Annotated in this window: 17 protein-coding genes and 1 tRNA gene; 4 read left to right on the top strand and 14 right to left on the bottom strand. The window is 34.8% G+C overall.

Features of this window, described 5'->3' with window-relative positions; genetic code table 11:
- Window positions 1–2 precede the first annotated feature (2 nt).
- The 10 genes from OZP11_RS19740 to hisS form a co-directional block, all read right to left on the bottom strand.
- The gene (locus OZP11_RS19740) at window positions 3–806 is read right to left on the bottom strand and encodes a Cof-type HAD-IIB family hydrolase (protein WP_281232211.1); all 804 of its coding nucleotides are present in this window, start codon (window positions 804–806) and stop codon (window positions 3–5) included.
- A gap of 75 nt (window positions 807–881) precedes the next feature.
- Window positions 882–1,592, bottom strand: a complete 711-nt coding sequence (locus OZP11_RS19735; RefSeq protein WP_281232210.1) for an alpha/beta hydrolase — start codon at window positions 1,590–1,592, stop codon at window positions 882–884.
- A 220-nt stretch (window positions 1,593–1,812) separates the two neighbouring features.
- The gene (locus OZP11_RS19730; RefSeq protein ID WP_281232209.1) at window positions 1,813–2,511 is read right to left on the bottom strand and encodes a DEAD/DEAH box helicase; all 699 of its coding nucleotides are present in this window, start codon (window positions 2,509–2,511) and stop codon (window positions 1,813–1,815) included.
- Window positions 2,512–2,613: 102 nt separating this feature from the next.
- Complete coding sequence (locus OZP11_RS19725) at window positions 2,614–3,777, bottom strand: sigma-54-dependent transcriptional regulator (protein WP_281232208.1); 1,164 nt, start codon at window positions 3,775–3,777, stop codon at window positions 2,614–2,616.
- A 179-nt stretch (window positions 3,778–3,956) separates the two neighbouring features.
- The gene (locus OZP11_RS19720) at window positions 3,957–5,273 is read right to left on the bottom strand and encodes an ABC transporter permease (RefSeq protein ID WP_281232207.1); all 1,317 of its coding nucleotides are present in this window, start codon (window positions 5,271–5,273) and stop codon (window positions 3,957–3,959) included.
- Window positions 5,274–5,350: 77 nt separating this feature from the next.
- On the bottom strand, window positions 5,351–6,280 hold the full coding sequence (locus OZP11_RS19715; RefSeq protein ID WP_281232206.1) for an ABC transporter ATP-binding protein: 930 nt from the start codon (window positions 6,278–6,280) through the stop codon (window positions 5,351–5,353).
- Between the two features lie 159 nt (window positions 6,281–6,439).
- Complete coding sequence (dnaJ, locus tag OZP11_RS19710) at window positions 6,440–7,549, bottom strand: molecular chaperone DnaJ (RefSeq protein ID WP_281232205.1); 1,110 nt, start codon at window positions 7,547–7,549, stop codon at window positions 6,440–6,442.
- A gap of 75 nt (window positions 7,550–7,624) precedes the next feature.
- Entirely contained in the window at window positions 7,625–8,203 is a 579-nt protein-coding gene (locus OZP11_RS19705) for a nucleotide exchange factor GrpE (RefSeq protein WP_281232204.1), read from the bottom strand.
- A gap of 358 nt (window positions 8,204–8,561) precedes the next feature.
- Window positions 8,562–8,632: transfer RNA gene (locus OZP11_RS19700), tRNA-Trp, on the bottom strand.
- Window positions 8,633–8,944: 312 nt separating this feature from the next.
- Entirely contained in the window at window positions 8,945–10,369 is a 1,425-nt protein-coding gene (gene hisS, locus OZP11_RS19695) for a histidine--tRNA ligase (RefSeq protein ID WP_281232203.1), read from the bottom strand.
- A gap of 245 nt (window positions 10,370–10,614) precedes the next feature.
- Between hisS and OZP11_RS19690 the strand changes: the two genes are divergently transcribed.
- Window positions 10,615–11,859, top strand: a complete 1,245-nt coding sequence (locus OZP11_RS19690; protein ID WP_281232202.1) for an ABC transporter permease — start codon at window positions 10,615–10,617, stop codon at window positions 11,857–11,859.
- A gap of 67 nt (window positions 11,860–11,926) precedes the next feature.
- Here the strand turns inward: OZP11_RS19690 and prmC are convergent, their stop codons facing one another.
- The 3 genes from prmC to OZP11_RS19675 are packed head-to-tail and all read right to left on the bottom strand — an operon-like array spanning window position 11,927 to window position 14,116.
- Window positions 11,927–12,775: a peptide chain release factor N(5)-glutamine methyltransferase gene (prmC, locus tag OZP11_RS19685; RefSeq protein ID WP_281232201.1), complete on the bottom strand. Its 849-nt coding sequence runs from the start codon at window positions 12,773–12,775 to the stop codon at window positions 11,927–11,929.
- 35 nt (window positions 12,776–12,810) lie between these two features.
- Window positions 12,811–13,626, bottom strand: coding sequence for a hypothetical protein (locus OZP11_RS19680; protein WP_281232200.1), 816 nt, complete (start codon window positions 13,624–13,626; stop codon window positions 12,811–12,813).
- Window positions 13,627–13,630: 4 nt separating this feature from the next.
- A complete protein-coding gene (locus OZP11_RS19675; protein WP_281232199.1) occupies window positions 13,631–14,116 on the bottom strand; it encodes a GNAT family N-acetyltransferase in 486 nt (161 codons plus the stop codon).
- 127 nt (window positions 14,117–14,243) lie between these two features.
- Here OZP11_RS19675 and ribD point away from each other — a divergent pair, with 127 nt between their 5' ends.
- From ribD to OZP11_RS19660, 3 genes are all read left to right on the top strand, one after another.
- Window positions 14,244–15,293: a bifunctional diaminohydroxyphosphoribosylaminopyrimidine deaminase/5-amino-6-(5-phosphoribosylamino)uracil reductase RibD gene (ribD, locus tag OZP11_RS19670; RefSeq protein WP_281235549.1), complete on the top strand. Its 1,050-nt coding sequence runs from the start codon at window positions 14,244–14,246 to the stop codon at window positions 15,291–15,293.
- Entirely contained in the window at window positions 15,286–15,888 is a 603-nt protein-coding gene (locus OZP11_RS19665; protein ID WP_281232198.1) for an HAD family hydrolase, read from the top strand. Before ribD ends, OZP11_RS19665 begins: the two co-directional genes overlap by 8 nt.
- 70 nt (window positions 15,889–15,958) lie before the next feature.
- Window positions 15,959–16,591 carry an IMPACT family protein gene (locus tag OZP11_RS19660; RefSeq protein ID WP_281232197.1) on the top strand — a complete coding sequence of 211 codons (633 nt, stop codon included), beginning with the start codon at window positions 15,959–15,961 and terminating at the stop codon, window positions 16,589–16,591.
- A gap of 31 nt (window positions 16,592–16,622) precedes the next feature.
- On the opposite strand, the gene OZP11_RS19655 is transcribed toward OZP11_RS19660, so the two are convergent.
- On the bottom strand, window positions 16,623–17,027 hold the full coding sequence (locus OZP11_RS19655; protein ID WP_281232196.1) for an acyl-CoA thioesterase: 405 nt from the start codon (window positions 17,025–17,027) through the stop codon (window positions 16,623–16,625).
- Window positions 17,028–17,177 lie beyond the last annotated feature (150 nt).

Raw genomic sequence — 17,177 nt, 5'->3', positions numbered from 1 at the left:
ATTTAATTTAAGATATAGCGCTGCACTACCTCGGCAACACCATCATTATTATTTGATGCCACTATCAAATTGGCTTTATCCCGAAGTTCCGGCGTTACATTGTCTACCCAGACACCTAGACCGGCATATTCAATCATCGTTAAATCATTTCCGGCATTGCCTACAGCGATAATTTCACTTTGGTGAACATCTAACTTTTCAGCCAGAAGTTTTAAACTCGCTGCCTTATCAATTCCATGCTGGGCAACTTCAAGAAAAAAGGGTTTTGACATCGAAACGCTTAAATGCGGCATTCTTTCTTTTAAGTCGTTTTCAAGTGTTTTTAAGTAAACAGGATCTTCTAATAAAATACATTTTACTGCCGCTCTATTTACATAATCTTTAAAAATCTGCACTTTACGATGAGGAAGACCTGTAATATCTTTTTCTATCTCGATATATTCAGAATCAGTTTCACTTATAATTTCGCCGTCCAGATAGGTAATAATATGCGTTTTCTTTTCGACGCTGTAATCGTATAAATCGTGAATTTGTTCAGGAGTTAATTTCTGCTCGAATAAAACCAAATCATCTTTTACCCTGCTGACAACCGCTCCGTTAAACGAAATCATATACGAATCGTTTAAATCCAGCTCCAGTTCTTTTGCATAAGCTGTCATGGCCGAAGTTGGTCTTCCGGAAGCCAAAACAACGTGAACACCTTTTGCCTGTGCTTCTAATAATACTTTTTTGTTTAAATCTGAAATTCTGTGATCGTCTGTCAACAAGGTATCATCCATGTCGAGCACTAACATTTTATATTGCATTTTTTTTGAGTTTTTAGCCGCCGTTTACAGTTCCAGCAACACTGATTACTGACACTGAAAACTGCAGCTAATAAATTATTCTAATAGTATTTTTAATTGTTTTTGAAAATCTTCATTCTCATTTACTCCCACGTGATCCTGATTTTTCAAAGGATAAAAATAGGCATTTGATTTCAATAACTTTTTCAATCGAACCGAATTATCGTAAGGAATTAACTGATCCTCTGTTCCATGAAAAATATAGATGGGACATTTTACTTCCGGCAGATACAGATTAGTCTCTAAACTGAACTTTTTCATGAAATCAGGAAAAAACGGCACTCTTGAACTTGACAATTCCAAGAAATTATAATACGGTGCCTGAAGAATCAATGCTTTAGGTTTATTTTTTAAAGCAAGTTTGGTGGCAAAACCCGAACCTATAGAATAACCGGCAATTATAATTTTATCTTCGGTATATCTTTTAGAGATTGATTTATAGACTATCGAAACATCCTGAGTTAATTGTTCTTCATTCTCTATTTCGCCTTCACTTTTTCCAAAACTTCTGTAGTCCATAATAAAAATATCGTAACCTAACGAAGTGTAAATACTGGCAATTTTCCCCCAGGTTTCCAATGTCCCGGCATTACCGTGAAGATAAAAAACAAGTCCTTTAGAATTTTCTGCCTTAAATAATAACCCATTCAGAAGACTTCCGTCAAACGAACGAATATTGAGTTCCTCAAATTTATGCTGATAATCGAATTTATAATCTTTTGGAAGTCTCGCACTATGAAAAACCAATCCTGCCTGATTAAACTAAACATATGAAATCATGATTAAATAAATAAGCAGAAAAAAGCACAGTAATGCAATTGTCAAAAATTTAAAGGTCTTTATTATTTCCATTTTTTTAGTTTCAGCAGGTCGCAGTTTTCAGTTTCACTCTAACCTGCTTACTGAAACTGCAAACTAAAAATCCCGATCTTCAGCTGAAAACCGGGACTGTATACTTAAATTGCACTTATTCTTCTTCGTTATCGTATTCCTCTTCATCCAGCTCTTCTGTTCCTTCTTCGTCCAACTCCTCTTCATCTTCATCATCTTCTTCTTCATCCATATCGAATAAATAAGGCTCGATCATAATCTTATCTGCCAAAAGTTCGATACGTTCTGTCATTGTTTCAGTAAAAACAATTCGCTGTGTTTTGGCAATACTGTTTGAAATACGGGTAATTTTTGGTTCGTGGCGTAATTTCAGTATTGAATCCGCATCATCAAGAATAAACATTTTCAGACGGTTTACATTGTAGCCTGCCGTACTAAACATATCGTTTAATTTTGTGGGTGTTCCAATTAAAACATCGATTCCGGTCGAAACATAGTTTTTATCATAATCCATATCTCCTTTATCGTGAACTCCGTATACTTCTAGATTAGTGTATTTACCAAATTTCCCGAAAAGTTCTTCCATTTCAAGTACTTTTTCTTTGCTCTCTACAATGATCAAAGCACGAGGTGATTCTTCGGTTTTACCTGTTAATTGCTGAATTACATTCAACACAATTGTGGTGGTTTTTCCAGTTCCTTCCGGAGAAATAATAACACAGTCGGCACCACTTTTTATGGTCGAAAAAGTTTCTGACTGCAATACATTTGCATCTGTTAAACCACTTTCAATTAAGCCTTCCTGTAATTTCTCGTTTATTTTTTTTAGTTTCATTTTTTTATGCTTTAAGCTTTAAGCTATATGCTGTAAGCAAAAATTATTTAATTTTTAAAAAAGAGCTTAAAGCCTAAAGCTTATAGCTAAAGTGCGAAGCAATTATTTGCTTGCGAACAATTTTACATCTGTTTCAGATATTTCGTTTCCTCCCAGAATAATTAATCGCTCTACTACATTTCGAAGTTCACGAATGTTTCCTGTCCAGTCGTATTCCTGCAATAATTTTATGGCTGATGCAGAAAATGATTTTACTGCATTTCCTTGTTCTGAGGCTATTTTTTCTGCAAAATGCGAAATCAAAGCCGGAATATCATCGCGTCTTTCATTTAATGGCGGCACTTTGATTAAAATTACAGCCAGACGGTGGTATAAATCTTCGCGGAAACGGCCTTCGGCAATTTCTGTTTTTAAATCTTTATTGGTTGCCGCAACAACACGAACATCTACTTTTATATCTTTATCTGCACCTACTCTGGTAATCATGTTTTCCTGAAGTGCGCGCAAAACTTTGGCTTGCGCCGAAAGACTCATATCGCCAATTTCATCCAGGAAAATAGTTCCTTTATCTGCTGCTTCAAACTTTCCGGCACGGTCTTTCACTGCCGATGTAAAAGCGCCTTTTACGTGGCCGAATAATTCACTTTCTATCAATTCGCTCGGAATCGCCGCACAGTTTACTTCAATTAGAGGAAAACCGGCACGTTCGCTTTTTTCGTGAAGCTGATGTGCCACTAATTCTTTTCCTGTCCCGTTTGGCCCTGTAATTAAAACCCTGGCTTCGGTTGGCGCTACTTTGTCAATCATCACCTTTATATGATTAATTGACTCGCTGTCGCCAATCATTTCGTAATTTTTGCTGACTTTTTTCTTCAGTATTTTATTTTCAACAACTAATTGTTTTTTATCCAAAGCATTACGAACTGTATTCAGCAAACGGTTTAAATCCGGCGGTTTCGAGATATAATCAAAAGCTCCCAGACGCATGGTCTGAATGGCGGTTTCCATGTCGCCGTGTCCAGAAATCATCACCATTGGGATTTCAGGTTTTATCTTTTTTACTTCTTCCAAAACCTCAACACCGTCCATTTTTGGCATTTTGATATCGCACAAAACGAGATCATAGTCGTTGTTTTTTATTTTTTCAAGTCCCGCCGCACCATCTTCGGCTTCATCAACCTGATACGAATCATTTTCTTCTGATAATATTTTTACCAAAACTCTCCTGATCGCTGCTTCGTCTTCGACAATTAGTATTTTACTCATTCTTTTTTAAGGTTCAAAGTTGCAAAGAACAGAGGGACAAAGTTTAAAATCTTTGTCGCCTTGTTCTTCAGAACTATTGTTATACGATTTTCTTAAAGGTTTAAAGCGCCAGAGATTCAATAATCACAAACTAAAAAACTTTGTTCCTTTGTCACTCTGAACCTTTGTCCCTTCAAAAATTAATATTTAAGCCATTTATACAATTCCTTCCAGGTTGGTTTTTTACCGTACATTAAAATACCTACACGGTAGATTTTTCCGGCGAACCAGACAACAAGGAAAAATGTTGCAAACAATAATGATACCGAAATTGCGATTTGCCACCACGGCACGCCAAACGGAATACGCATTAACATTACAATTGGCGATGTTAACGGAATCATTGAAAAAACAACTGCAATGGTTCCGTGAGGATCATTTACTACCGTAAAAAACCCTATATAAACACTTAAAATAAGCGGCATGATAATAGGCAGCAAAAACTGCTGTGAATCTGTCTGATTGTCAACCGCGGCACCAATAGCAGCGTAAAATGAGCTGTACAGAAAATATCCTCCAATAAAATAGACTATAAAGCTGATTAAAATACTCGCAATAGGGAGATTCCACGCTTCACTTAATCCAATCTGCATGATTTCTGAAAAGTTATGTCCAACTGACTGTGCCAAAACAGGCGGAATTCTGGAAGCTGATCCCACATTGACTCCAAAAAATACCGATGCGGCAAGCATCAATCCTAAACCAATCACAGCCCAGATTATAAATTGTAAAATTCCGGCCAGTGAAGTCCCAACAATTTTACCAATCATTAACTGAAAGGGTTTTACCGATGAAATAATGATTTCGATAATTCGGTTGGTTTTTTCTTCGATGACGCTTCTCATTACCATATTTCCGTATATGATAATAAACATCATAATCAAATAACCAAAAGCTCCTCCAATCGCAATTTTGACTTCGTTTAAGCCTTTTAGACTTTCTTCTCCAGAAGCTTTTACAAGATGAATATTGACTTTTGATTGTGCTTTTTGAATGGCCAGAGTATCAAGTCTGGCTTTTTCCAGATTTAGTTTTGTAATTTTTTCTCCAATGATGTCCTGAGTATTTTCTATAAAAGAAAGACTTGGGCTGTTATTGGAAATAAATTCAATTTTGCTTTCTAAATTCTTAATATTATTTGTTTTCGGAATAACAATTAAACCACTGAAACTTTCTTTGGTAATACTGTCTTTTAAGGCTCTTACCTCAATTTCAGACAAATCATAATATTTAAACTCTGAGCTGTTTTTATTTACTTTTAAAAAATCGGCTGCAAAAAGTCCCGTTTCGTCATGAATCGCAATTCGTTTTGTTTCTGCTTTCATCGAACTTAAATAGCCAATAAAAACCGCTATAGCCACAAATAAAAGCGGACTAAGAAAAGTCATGACAACAAAAGATTTATTGCGGACTTTGGCTATAAATTCTCTTTTTATAATCAACGAAATGATGCTCATTTTTTTATTTTGGATTTAGAATGTTGATTTTAGATTATAGATTTCAGGTTTTCACTCTAAAATCTGAAATCTGAAATCTAAATTTTATTTTCGGTAACTGTCTGAATAAAAATATCGTTTACACTTGGAATTTTTTCCACGAAATGCGTTACTTGTCCGCGTTGTGTCAGAACGTTTAACAATTCGTTTGGCGCTGCGTTCCCAATCTGGATGTTCAGCTTCAATTCGTTGTTTAGTGATTTAAAACTCGCAGGCGAAACAGTAAATTTTTGTGTAATATCATACATAAGACCTTCGACATTGTTTGTCAAAATACCTACTTCGAAACTATTGCTTTTAAACTGACGTTTTACATCGTTTACTTTTCCTTCGATGAGTTTATTCGATTTGTGGATTAAGGCAATATGATCGCATAATTCCTCAACACTTTCCATCCTGTGTGTCGAAAAAATAATAGTAGAACCCTGCTCTTTTAATGCCAGGATTTCATCTTTGATTACATTGGCATTTACAGGATCAAATCCGGAAAACGGCTCGTCAAAAATCAGCAGTTTTGGTTTGTGCAGCACACAGACTACAAACTGGATTTTCTGCGCCATTCCTTTAGATAGTTCCTGAATTTTTTTATTCCACCAGCCCTGAATACCTAAACGATCAAACCAGAAATAGAGTTGTTTTTTGGCTTCGGCTTTTGAAAGTCCTTTCATTTGGGCAAGATACAAACATTGCTCCCCCACTTTCATCGAACTATACAAACCGCGTTCTTCCGGCAGGTATCCAATTACCTGTACGTGTTTTGGCTGCAGCTCTTCTCCGTCTAAAATTACTTTACCGCTGTCCGGAAGTGTAATTTGGTTGATGATTCTGATTAAAGAAGTTTTTCCGGCTCCGTTTGGACCCAAAAGCCCATAAATACTGCCTTTGGGCACATTTAATGAAACTTCGTTAAGCGCTACATAATCGCCATATTGTTTTACGACTTTGTGTACTTCGAGTAAGTTGCTCATTTTTGTTTTTAGGTTTTCTATATCAGCCAGCTTTTTGGGCCAACGATTTGTAAAAGTAAATAATTCACATCGTATCTTCCTAATAATACGCAAAAAACCCATTCTGGTTTATAGAATGGGTTTTTATTTTATGTAAAAACATCTCTAAAAAAGTGTTTGTTATGAGAACATATCTTTTACTTTTTCAAAGAATGATTTCTCTGATTTTTCAGGGCTTGGAACGAAGTGTTCGTCGTTTAAAGCGTTCTCAAAGAATTGTTTCTGCTCTTTATTAAGCGTTCTTGGAGTCCATACATTTACGTGAACTAATAAATCCCCGTTTCCGTATCCGTTTAAACTTGGGATTCCTTTTCCTTTTAATCGTAAGATTTTTCCGGACTGAATTCCTTCTTCTAATTTAATACGAACTTTTCCGTTTATTGCTTCGATATCTTTTGAAGCTCCCAAAACAGCTTCAGGGAAACTGATGTATAAATCGAAGTGAACGTTTTCTCCTTCACGTTTTAAAAATTCGTGTTCAACTTCTTCAATCGCAACAATTAAATCTCCTGGAATACTATTTCCAGGCGCATCATTTCCTTTGTTAGAAACTTTTAACTGCATTCCGTCAGTAACCCCTGCAGGAATTTTGATTGATACAGTTTCATCTTCCTGAACCATTCCTTGTGCATCTGCCTCAGAAGGTCTTTTATCTAAAATCTGACCAGAACCGCCGCAAGTCGGGCAGGTTGATGCAGACTGCATTCTTCCTAAAATAGTATTAGTTACACGCATTACCTGTCCCTGACCATTACAAGTCGTACAGGTTTTGTAAGTAACTCCTTTTGCCTGAACTTTACGTTTTACTTTTACTTTTTTCTCAACTCCATTTGCAATCTCTTCTAAAGTTAGTTTTACTTTAATTCGAAGATTACTTCCTTTAGCACGACGAGGGCCTCCGCCACCGCCTCCGAAACCGCCAAATCCGCCGCCAAAAATATCACCAAACTGGCTGAAAATATCATCCATGTTCATACCGCCGTGACCACCGCCAAATCCGCCGGAACCATCAAATGCCTGATGACCGTACTGATCGTATTTCGCTTTTTTCTGCGGATCACTTAAAACCTCATAAGCTTCTGCCGCCAATTTGAAGTTTTCTTCTGCCTCTTTGTCGCCCGGGTTTTTATCAGGGTGGTATTTTAAAGCACTTTTTCTGTATGCTTTTTTGATTTCGGCAGCATCAGCATTTTTTGAAATGCCTAGTATTTCGTAAAAATCTTTTTTCATAATCTAGATTAAATTCCAAATCTAAAATTCCAAATTCCAATTTTATAAAACTGAATTCCTGAACCTTACTGTATTTTAGTTTCCAACAACAACTTTAGGGTAACGAATAATTTTGTCACCTAATTTGTATCCTTTTTCAATAACATCAACCACTTTCCCTTTTAATTTATCAGACGGAGCCGGAATTTGGGTAATTGCTTCTGCGATGTCTGCATTAAATGCATCACCAGCTTGTATTTCAACCTGCTCTAAACCTTTAGAAACTAAAGTGCTTTTTAGTTTTTCGTGAATTAACTCCACTCCTTTTTTAAGGTTTTCGTCATCAGATTTGTTGATTTCTACTGCAGCTCTGTCAAAATCATCTAAAACTGGAAGCATAGCCAATAAAACTTCCTGGTTTGCGGTTTTAAATAAATCAAGACGCTCTTTTGAAGTTCTTTTTTTGTAATTTTCAAATTCGGCAAATAATCTCAAAAACTTATCTTTTTCTTTAGCTAAGTCTTGAGCCAATTGCTCTTCAACACTTAATTCCTCAACAATTAATTGCTCTCCATTAGCGTTATTCTCTATCGTTGCATCATCTAATTCCTGATCGAATTCTGTATTTTCCGTAGTCATATTACTTTTATTTTTAAAAATATTTTTAAACTTCATTTTTTTATTCTTTCTGTTGGATTGCAAAAGTACTGCCAAACCTTATAAAATGTCAAATTGTCACTTTATTAATTATGAGACTTTTAAAAAGCGAAAATACACAATAAAATTTTATTATAATTTTAAGACTATTACGTTTTAGTTTGTCTTATCTTTGGGACCAATAAAAACAAAAATCATTACCACCAAAATTGAATTTAAGGGTTGGCCTCGGCCTCAAAATAATTATTAATTCAAATTTACCTTATATTAAAAAAAGCTTCGCCTATAGAGACGAAGCTTTTTTTTATGCTTTTGTTTTTTTGATTCCCCTAAAGCCAATTATTAGCAATTAGCAGTTTCGAGGTATTTGATTTTGCACGGGCGGAGGGATTCGAACCCCCATCAACGGTTTTGGAGACCGCTATTCTACCCTTGAACTACGCCCGTAACTTGAGGTCGCAAATTAAGAGTATTTTTTCTTGTCCCGCAACTATTTCACGCAGATTTTAAAAGGATTTAAGCAGATCCAAACAGATTTTTATTCAATTAAAACCCGATAGAATCTCATAAGCTTCTCATAATCTGACTAAAAGAAAACCATTTTAATTAAAAAATCTAAACAAAAAAATACATTTTTTTTCACCAGATTATTTCACGCAGATTTTTAAAAGATTTAAGCAGATTACACAGATTTTTAAAAATTAAAATCATATATAATCTGCTTAAATTTGCGTGAAATATTTCTTAATCCAATGTCAATTAGATCAATGCGTTTTTCAATCCGTCAAAATCAACAGAAATCTGCTCTCCTGAAACTAAGTTTTTAAGTGCAAAAGTATTCGATGCAATTTCCTGATCTCCTGCAATTACTGCAAATGGAATCAAACGTTTGTCTGCATATTGAAATTGTTTCCCCACTTTTACGTTATCCGGGTACAATTCAACTTTTATATTTTCCTTTCTTAATTTCTGAATTGCTTTTGATGCATACAAAGCTTCTTTGTCGCCATAATTAATAAAAATCGCTTTTGATGTAGCAGAAACCGTTTCTGGAAATAATTGTAATTCTTCTAAAACCAAATAAATCCTATCCAAACCAAATGAAATTCCGACACCGCTCATGTTTTTTAACCCAAAAATCCCAGTTAAATCGTCGTATCTTCCGCCGCCTCCAATAGAACCCATTGATACGGTTTTTGGAGCCGCAACTTCAAAAATAGCTCCTGTGTAATAATTTAATCCGCGTGCCAGTGTTACATCAAGATCTAAAATTGCAGTTGACAAACCTAAATCGGCCACATTGTCGCAAATAAATTTTAATTCTTCAACACCTTTCATACCTTCTTCTGACGAAGACAATAATTCTGAAAGCTGATTGATTTTATCACCAAAAGTTCCTGAGAAACTGAAAAGTGGCTGCACTTTTACTAAAGCTTCTTCAGAAATTCCTTTTTCAATCATTTCTTTTTTAACGCCGTCTTCTCCTATTTTATCCAATTTATCAAGCGCAACGGTAAAATCGATTAATTTATCTGAAGCACCAATTACCTCAGCAATTCCAGATAAAATTTTTCTGTTGTTGATTTTAATGGTTACACCTTCTAGACCTAAAGATGTAAAAACAGTATCGTATAATTGCACCAATTCAACTTCCTGCCAAAGCGATTTTGAACCTACAACATCAGCATCACACTGGAAAAATTCTCTAAAACGTCCTTTTTGCGGATTATCTGCTCTCCAAACCGGCTGAATCTGGTATCTTTTAAAAGGAAATTCAATTTCGCTTTGGTGCTGCACCACGTATCTTGCAAACGGAACAGTTAAGTCGTAACGCAGTGCTTTTTCAGAAATTTTTCCTGTAAATTTATTCAATTCAATTCTTTGCTCTAAGCTTATCTTTTCAGCAGAATTGATTTGTAATTCTTCAATTGATTCCGGCAATTCAATTTTACTTTTATTGTAGAAAAAGTTACCTGAATTCAGAATCTTAAAAATCAGACGATCTCCTTCTTCACCGTATTTTCCCATTAAGGTATCTGAATTTTCAAACGAAGGCGTTTCGATTGGCTGGAAACCAAATTTCTCGAAATTAGCTTTTATTGTCTGAATAATATATTGACGTTTTGACACCTCGGCTGGTGAAAAATCTCTGGTTCCTTTTGGAATACTTGGTTTTGAAGCCATCTCTTTTTTATTTTAGATTTTAGATTTCTGATTTTAGATTATTTTCTAATCCTAGTCTCAAAAACCTTTAAAATTAATTATTTCTGGATTTTTTGTGATTGTTGGTTCTTGCGCTTTCGTCTCTATGACTTTCCAACTTTCTACTTAATTTAAAATCGCCTGCAAATATCTTACTTTTTAAAATAAATAATAACACTTCGAAAACAAACTTGTAACAAAAACCGTATTTTCGTGACAAATTGGTCATGATGCTAAAATTATTTAAAGAAAATATCCGAATTGCTTTTGGTTCGATCAAAACTCAAATTTTGCGCACCACTCTTACTGTATTAATTATTGCAATTGGAATTACGGCACTTGTTGGAATTCTGACTGTTGTAACAGCATTAGAAAATACAGTTTCTACCAATTTTGCATCGATGGGAGCCAATACTTTCAACATTAACCAATATGAAAATACCGTTAAAAATCGCGGCGGAAATGAACGAGAAGTTGTAAACCCAATTATTTCGTATCCTGAAACTGTGGCTTTTAAAAATAAATACAAATATCCTTTTACAGAAACTTCCCTTTCTTTTACCGCAACTTCAAAAGCCGAAGTAAAATATCTGGATACTAAAACCGATCCTGAAATTACGATTGTAGGTGTTGACGAGCATTTTATTTCTAATTCAGGCTTAGAAACTACTTTAGGAAGATCTTTTAACCAATTTGATATTGACAATAATACGTATTCGTGCGTTGTAGGTTCTGATTTTGAAAAAGGTTTATTAAAGGATGTTAACCCAATTGACAAAATCATTTCTATTCGCGGTGCCCGTTTTAAAGTCATTGGGGTTTTAAAAGAGAAAGGTTCTACTTTTGGAAACAGTCAGGATTTACGTGTTTTGATTCCAATTCAGGTAGCAAGATCTTTATTTACAGCTCCAAATATCAATTATACCATAAGTGTTATGGTATCGAAAAAAGAACTTTTGGACGAAGCTGTAGATAATGCAACTAGTACAATGCGAAGAGTTCGGAAACTAAGTCCGGTTCGTGATAATAATTTTGGTATTGGACGAAGCGATGATTTAATCAACAGAATTTTAGGAATTACACAATATTTAGGCTGGGCATCCTGGATTATATCTATCATTACAATTCTGGGTTCTTCTATTGCCTTAATGAATATTATGATTGTTTCCGTTACAGAACGCACACGCGAAATTGGTGTTAGAAAAGCACTTGGCGCAACAAAAGTGACGATTTCTGTTCAGTTTTTTATCGAAACTTTATTAATTGGACAAATTGGCGGTCTGGTTGGAATTGTTTTAGGAATTTTGATTGGTTTTGCCTTTGCCACAGTAATGAACTTTGCTTTTGTAATTCCGTGGATGGCGATTTTTGCCGCTTTTGCAACCAGCTTTATGGTAGCAATAGTTTCCGGTTTATATCCTGCAATAAAAGCTTCAAAACTAGATCCTATTGAGGCTTTGCGTTACGAATAATTTTTTAAGTTTTCAGCCGCAGTCTCCGTTTTGAACTGCAAACTGTGACTACGACAGAAAATTAAAATTAAATATTCACTTTTATCATTCGGTCGTTATCGTAAATATCTTTTCTGAGATCGATATTTATAAAATCCATTTTCCCCAGAAGATCGATCATTTCTTTTCCTAAATACTGGTTGATTTCAAAATACAACTGCCCGTTTGGCAGCAGATTATTTTGAGCCAGAGAAGCAATTTTTCTGTAAAAAACCAGAGCGTCATTATCGTCTACAAAAAGAGCAAGATGCGGTTCGTAATCCAGAACATTCTTTTTTATTTCTTCTTTTTCAAGATTGCGCACATAAGGCGGATTCGAAACAATAACATCGAATTTGCATTTTAGTTCATCGGTAACTAAAATATCCTGGTACATAAACGTTACCTCTACATTATTGTTTACTGCATTTCTTTTGGCTGTTTCTATTGCTTTTTTAGAAACATCAATTGCATATACCTCTGCTTTTGGCAGGTTCTTCGCCAGCGAAACAGCAATACAGCCGCTTCCGGTTCCTATATCGAGAATTTTGATCTTTTTCGATCTGCCGATATTTTCATTAATAATCCATTCAACCAGTTCTTCTGTTTCGGGTCTTGGAATCAGTACATTCTCATTTACTTCAAAATCTAATCCGTAAAAACTGGTTTTACCGAGCAAATACTGAATAGGAACCTCTTTTTTTAACTGTATCAAAAGATTTTCCCAGATATCCAAATCGACATCAGAGAAGAATAATTCATGATTTAAAGCCAGATCAATCTGACGCAGCTTGTGTTTGTCTTCTAAAATTAAATAGAAAAAACTTTCCGCTTCGTACGCATCGTAAAAAGGCGACAACTCTTTAATAAACTGTGTACGATATTGTTTTATCTTCATTTTATTTTATATCTGTTAGATAGTATAGTAGTTTTTTAGCAGTCAAACTGCACGGCTATTTCAGAGACTTTTTTGACAGCTTCTCCGTTAGCTGCAGGTGACGAAAGAAACAAGAGAACACGCTCTTCTTCATAATTACGATTAGAACCAAAAATAAAATCCAGTTTACCATCACCGTCTAAATCTCCGGAAAAAAGAAGTTCTGTAAAAGTATCATTAAAAGAGTGCTCAGTAAGAATTAATTTCTCCGGGGTATTTCCTGCTGTTAAATACAATTTATAATGTTCGACTTCTTTAAAAATCTCTTCTTTATCATCATCTGTATGCACTTTGTACTGTGAATTGACTTTGCCTTCGGCACGCAGAACATAACTGGTATTATCAAATTTCAAAGTCGATTTTTCTCCAGGCCAGATTCTTTTTTTATTAATTTTTAAAGATTGTACTTTTCTGTTTTTCAGTTCCGGATTATTTATAAAAATTAAAGTTTTATTTTCCGGTAAAATTGTTTTTGTAGAGTCTCCGGTACAATCATCAAAACCTTTTTCGATTTTAAATTTTGCTTTTCCTATATAGTACTCGCCGTTTTCTTCATATAATTCTGCCCATTTTTCATTTAATGAAGCCGCATCATTTACATTTTCATAGGTTCGGTAACTTCTTGGCAGAAGGATATCAAAATCTTTTTTGAATTCTTCCTCTTCCGTAACTTCATTTGTACTATCACCATCAACAGCCGGAACAGTTTGTTCTATCTTTTTTTCAGCAGTCTTCACTATTTGTTTCTTATGAGCATCTTTACAAGAAAAGAAAACCAAAACTAAAACAATTCCTAAAATACCTTTTTTCATTGGCTTATAATTTTTTCAACATCCATACAGGGCAAGAACTATGCCCGGTATTCCCCATTGGTCCGTCTAAATATTCAAAACCCGATTTTCTATATAATTTTTGTGCAGCGTGCATAAACGGCATCGTTTCGATATAACAGCTTTCAAAACCAAAACTTTTTGCTTCTTCAAGGCAAGTTTGCATCATCTTTGCGCCAATTCCCAAACCGCGGACATTTGGCAGAAAATACATTTTCTGCAGTTCACAAATTTTGGGATCTCCATTTTTGAGCGGTGCAATTCCGGCACACCCTAAAATTTCATTTTCGCATTCCACTACATAATAAACAGATTTCGGTTTATTATATTCTTCAAACATTAAATCTAAATACGGGTCTTCGTAAGCTGTTCCCACTTTTGGGATTCCCATTTCATCAAAAACGGATCGTATTAATTGCGCTATTGCTCTATTATCTTCTTTTTTAATCTTCCTGATAATCCAGTTTTTCATTCTTTTTCTGACCTATATTAACACAAAAATAAAAATACTTTTTCGATACTTTTACAACTATTTGTATTGTTTCACAACTTAACACATAACATTAGACAAAAAATTGAAAAATAGTTACTTTTGCACCGTGAATAAACATGAAAAATATATTAAACGCTGCATTGAGCTTGCTAAAAACGGCTTTGGAACCACCTATCCAAATCCGATGGTGGGGAGTGTAATTGTTTACGAAGATAAAATTATAGGCGAAGGATGGCATAAAAAATCCGGGGAGCCGCACGCCGAGGTTAATGCCGTGAAATCTGTAAAAGACAAATCGCTTTTAAAAAAAGCAACTATATATGTCAGCCTCGAACCTTGCAGTCATTTTGGAAAAACGCCTCCCTGCTGTGATTTAATTATTGCAAATGAGATCCCGAATGTAGTAGTAGGAACTGTTGATCCTAACGAAAAAGTGGCAGGAAAAGGGATTCTTAAACTAATAGAAGCCGGAGCAAACGTTACTGTAGGCATTTTAGAGGATGAATGTAACGAACTCAACAAACGCTTTTTTACTTTTCATCAAAAAAAGAGACCTTATATTATATTAAAATGGGCCGAAAGTCAGGATGGTTTTCTGGCGCCCGAGAAAACCACAGACCATGAACGCAAACCTGTCTGGATTACCAACCAGTATTCCCGGCAGCTGGTTCATAAATGGCGAAGCGAAGAGCAGGCTGTTTTAGCGGGAACACAAACTGTTATAGATGACAATCCGAAACTAAACACAAGAGATTGGTACGGAAATAATCCGGTAAGAGTGATTTTAGATCAAAATAACCGAATCTCTAAAGACAGCTTTATTTTTGATGAAAGTACAAAAACAATTGTATTTTCTAATTCAGATGAAAATCTTTCGACAGAAAACACTTTTTTTGAAAAGATTGATTTTGATAAAAATACAATTCCGAAGATTTTAGACGTTTTATACAAACATCAAATACAATCTATAATTATTGAAGGAGGCAGAAAAACACTGCAGTCTTTTATAGATCAAGATCTTTGGGATGAGGCGAGGATTTTTACAGGGCAGAATGTTTTTGAAAAAGGCGTAAAAGCACCGGTTATTCAAAAAAGCAGCATTAGCAAAACGTTTATTCAGACAGACGAATTATTATATATACGAAACCATGATTGATACTATAATTTTTGACTTTGGCGATATTTTTATCAATTTAAATAAACAAGGTACAATTTCAGGTCTGAAAAAATTAGGCATGACTGAATGGAATTCTGAAATGGACCGTTTAAATCTGTTGTTTGAAACCGGAGATGTTTCTTATGATGATTTTGTAGGCGGGTTTCAAAAAGAACTTCCAAATGCTTCTTTAGAAGAAATACTGGAGGCCTGGAATGCTGTTTTAGCCGATTTCCCTTCGTATAGACTGGATTTCTTAAAAGAACTTTCAAAAAAATACCGTTTGTTTTTATTAAGCAATACAGATTCTATTCATATCGAAACTTTCCAAAACAGAAATGGCGTTCCATTTTATACTGATTTCTACCAGTGTTTTGAAAAAGTACATTTTTCGTATGAAATTAGAAAGCGCAAACCCAATGCCGAATCTTTTCAGCATTTAATTGACGAACATAATTTAATCCCGTCACAAACGTTATTTGTGGATGATAAAAAGGAAAACACAGATGCGGCCGCTGCTTTAGGATTTCAGGTTTGGAATCTGCAGGTGGGACAGGAAGATGTGATTGATTTATTTGAAAAAAACATACTTTAATCATTATATAGTCATCCACGGATTAAATGATTATCAGTTAATCCGAGGCTAAAAAAACATTTTTAATAAATTGGAATACAACGATACCTACCAAACCATCGCATTTGAATCTGAAGAAGTGCTTTTTAAAGAAAAAGGAAGCAAGTTCTTTGGCTATGCGTATCCTATTGACAGCGATGAAGAGGTAAAACCAATTATTGAAAATTTAAAAAAAATGCATCCGCACGCAGTTCATTACTGCTACGCTTACCAACTGGGCACGGCACCAAAAATTATATATCGCGCCAACGACGACGGCGAACCAAGCAATACAGCGGGGGCGCCAATTTACGGCCAGATACAATCTTTTGGCCTCACTAACGTTCTTGTAGTTGTAGTTCGTATATTTGGAGGCATTAAATTAGGCGTAGGCGGTTTAATAAGTGCATACCGGACAACGGCGCAGATGACACTGGAAGTTTGTGAAATTGTAGAAAAAACGATCGATGTTGAGTTTTTAATTTCTTTTGATTATAAAAACATGAATAAAGTCATGCGGGTGATTAAAGAAAAGAAACTCGAAATTACATCTCAGGAAATGGAAATGGACGAAGTTTCCGGACAGCCGATTGGTAAAATAATGACAAAAACGCGCAAAAAAAATGCCGAATCTATATTCGACATTTTTGATTTAATGTTTGAAATCGATATTAAAATTATCTAAATTAACATTAAAAATGTATTCGTTTTAACAATTATTCTAAGCTTTTAAACAATTCCAAAATATAATTTGGAGGAGCTGTAGGGCGGCCTGATTTTAACGAAATAAATACCAAAATAAACACAGCAGTTGTTAATAACTCATTTGCCTCGTTATAAATTTCGCAGTCAAATTCAATCTTAACAGATGACTGACTTTTGAAGGTGGTATGAATAGTTAAAAGCTCATCATAACGAGCCGATTTTTTATAATTGATCTGCATGGAAACAATTGGAAGTCCAATACCGCTTTCTTCCATGCTTTTATACGAAATCCCTTTATTTCTAAGCCATTCCACGCGTCCAATCTCAAAATAAGGCACATAATTTCCGTGATAAACGACCCCCATTTGATCCGTTTCTGAGTAGCGGACACGCACTTGTGTCTGATGATTTTTCATTCTTAATATATTAAAAAAAATTAAATTATTCAAGTCCTGATACAATATTTTTTTATAAAAATACACATCAAAATATTTTTTTTTACAGAAATTTGTTCACATATTTGTTATCCCGAAATAAGGAATAAAACAGCTCCTTTTTTACAGGAG

Origin of the sequence: Flavobacterium gelatinilyticum (genome assembly GCF_027111295.1) — a bacterium.
GTDB lineage: Bacteria > Bacteroidota > Bacteroidia > Flavobacteriales > Flavobacteriaceae > Flavobacterium > Flavobacterium gelatinilyticum.
The sequence above is the reverse complement of the archived record's forward strand: the minus strand, read 5'-3'. Positions and strand labels throughout refer to the sequence as shown.

Bases quoted from the DNA above. Each gene is read 5' to 3' on its own strand.
- OZP11_RS19740 (WP_281232211.1), bottom strand. From the start codon at position 806: ATGCAATATAAAATGTTAGTGCTCGACATGGATGATACCTTGTTGACA.
- OZP11_RS19730 (WP_281232209.1), bottom strand. From the start codon at position 2,511: ATGAAACTAAAAAAAATAAACGAGAAATTACAGGAAGGCTTAATTGAA.
- OZP11_RS19725 (WP_281232208.1), bottom strand. From the start codon at position 3,777: ATGAGTAAAATACTAATTGTCGAAGACGAAGCAGCGATCAGGAGAGTT.
- OZP11_RS19720 (WP_281232207.1), bottom strand. From the start codon at position 5,273: ATGAGCATCATTTCGTTGATTATAAAAAGAGAATTTATAGCCAAAGTC.
- OZP11_RS19715 (WP_281232206.1), bottom strand. From the start codon at position 6,280: ATGAGCAACTTACTCGAAGTACACAAAGTCGTAAAACAATATGGCGAT.
- dnaJ (WP_281232205.1), bottom strand. From the start codon at position 7,549: ATGAAAAAAGATTTTTACGAAATACTAGGCATTTCAAAAAATGCTGAT.
- OZP11_RS19705 (WP_281232204.1), bottom strand. From the start codon at position 8,203: ATGAAGTTTAAAAATATTTTTAAAAATAAAAGTAATATGACTACGGAA.
- hisS (WP_281232203.1), bottom strand. From the start codon at position 10,369: ATGGCTTCAAAACCAAGTATTCCAAAAGGAACCAGAGATTTTTCACCA.
- OZP11_RS19690 (WP_281232202.1), top strand. From the start codon at position 10,615: ATGATGCTAAAATTATTTAAAGAAAATATCCGAATTGCTTTTGGTTCG.
- prmC (WP_281232201.1), bottom strand. From the start codon at position 12,775: ATGAAGATAAAACAATATCGTACACAGTTTATTAAAGAGTTGTCGCCT.
- OZP11_RS19680 (WP_281232200.1), bottom strand. From the start codon at position 13,626: ATGAAAAAAGGTATTTTAGGAATTGTTTTAGTTTTGGTTTTCTTTTCT.
- OZP11_RS19675 (WP_281232199.1), bottom strand. From the start codon at position 14,116: ATGAAAAACTGGATTATCAGGAAGATTAAAAAAGAAGATAATAGAGCA.
- OZP11_RS19665 (WP_281232198.1), top strand. From the start codon at position 15,286: ATGATTGATACTATAATTTTTGACTTTGGCGATATTTTTATCAATTTA.
- OZP11_RS19655 (WP_281232196.1), bottom strand. From the start codon at position 17,027: ATGAAAAATCATCAGACACAAGTGCGTGTCCGCTACTCAGAAACGGAT.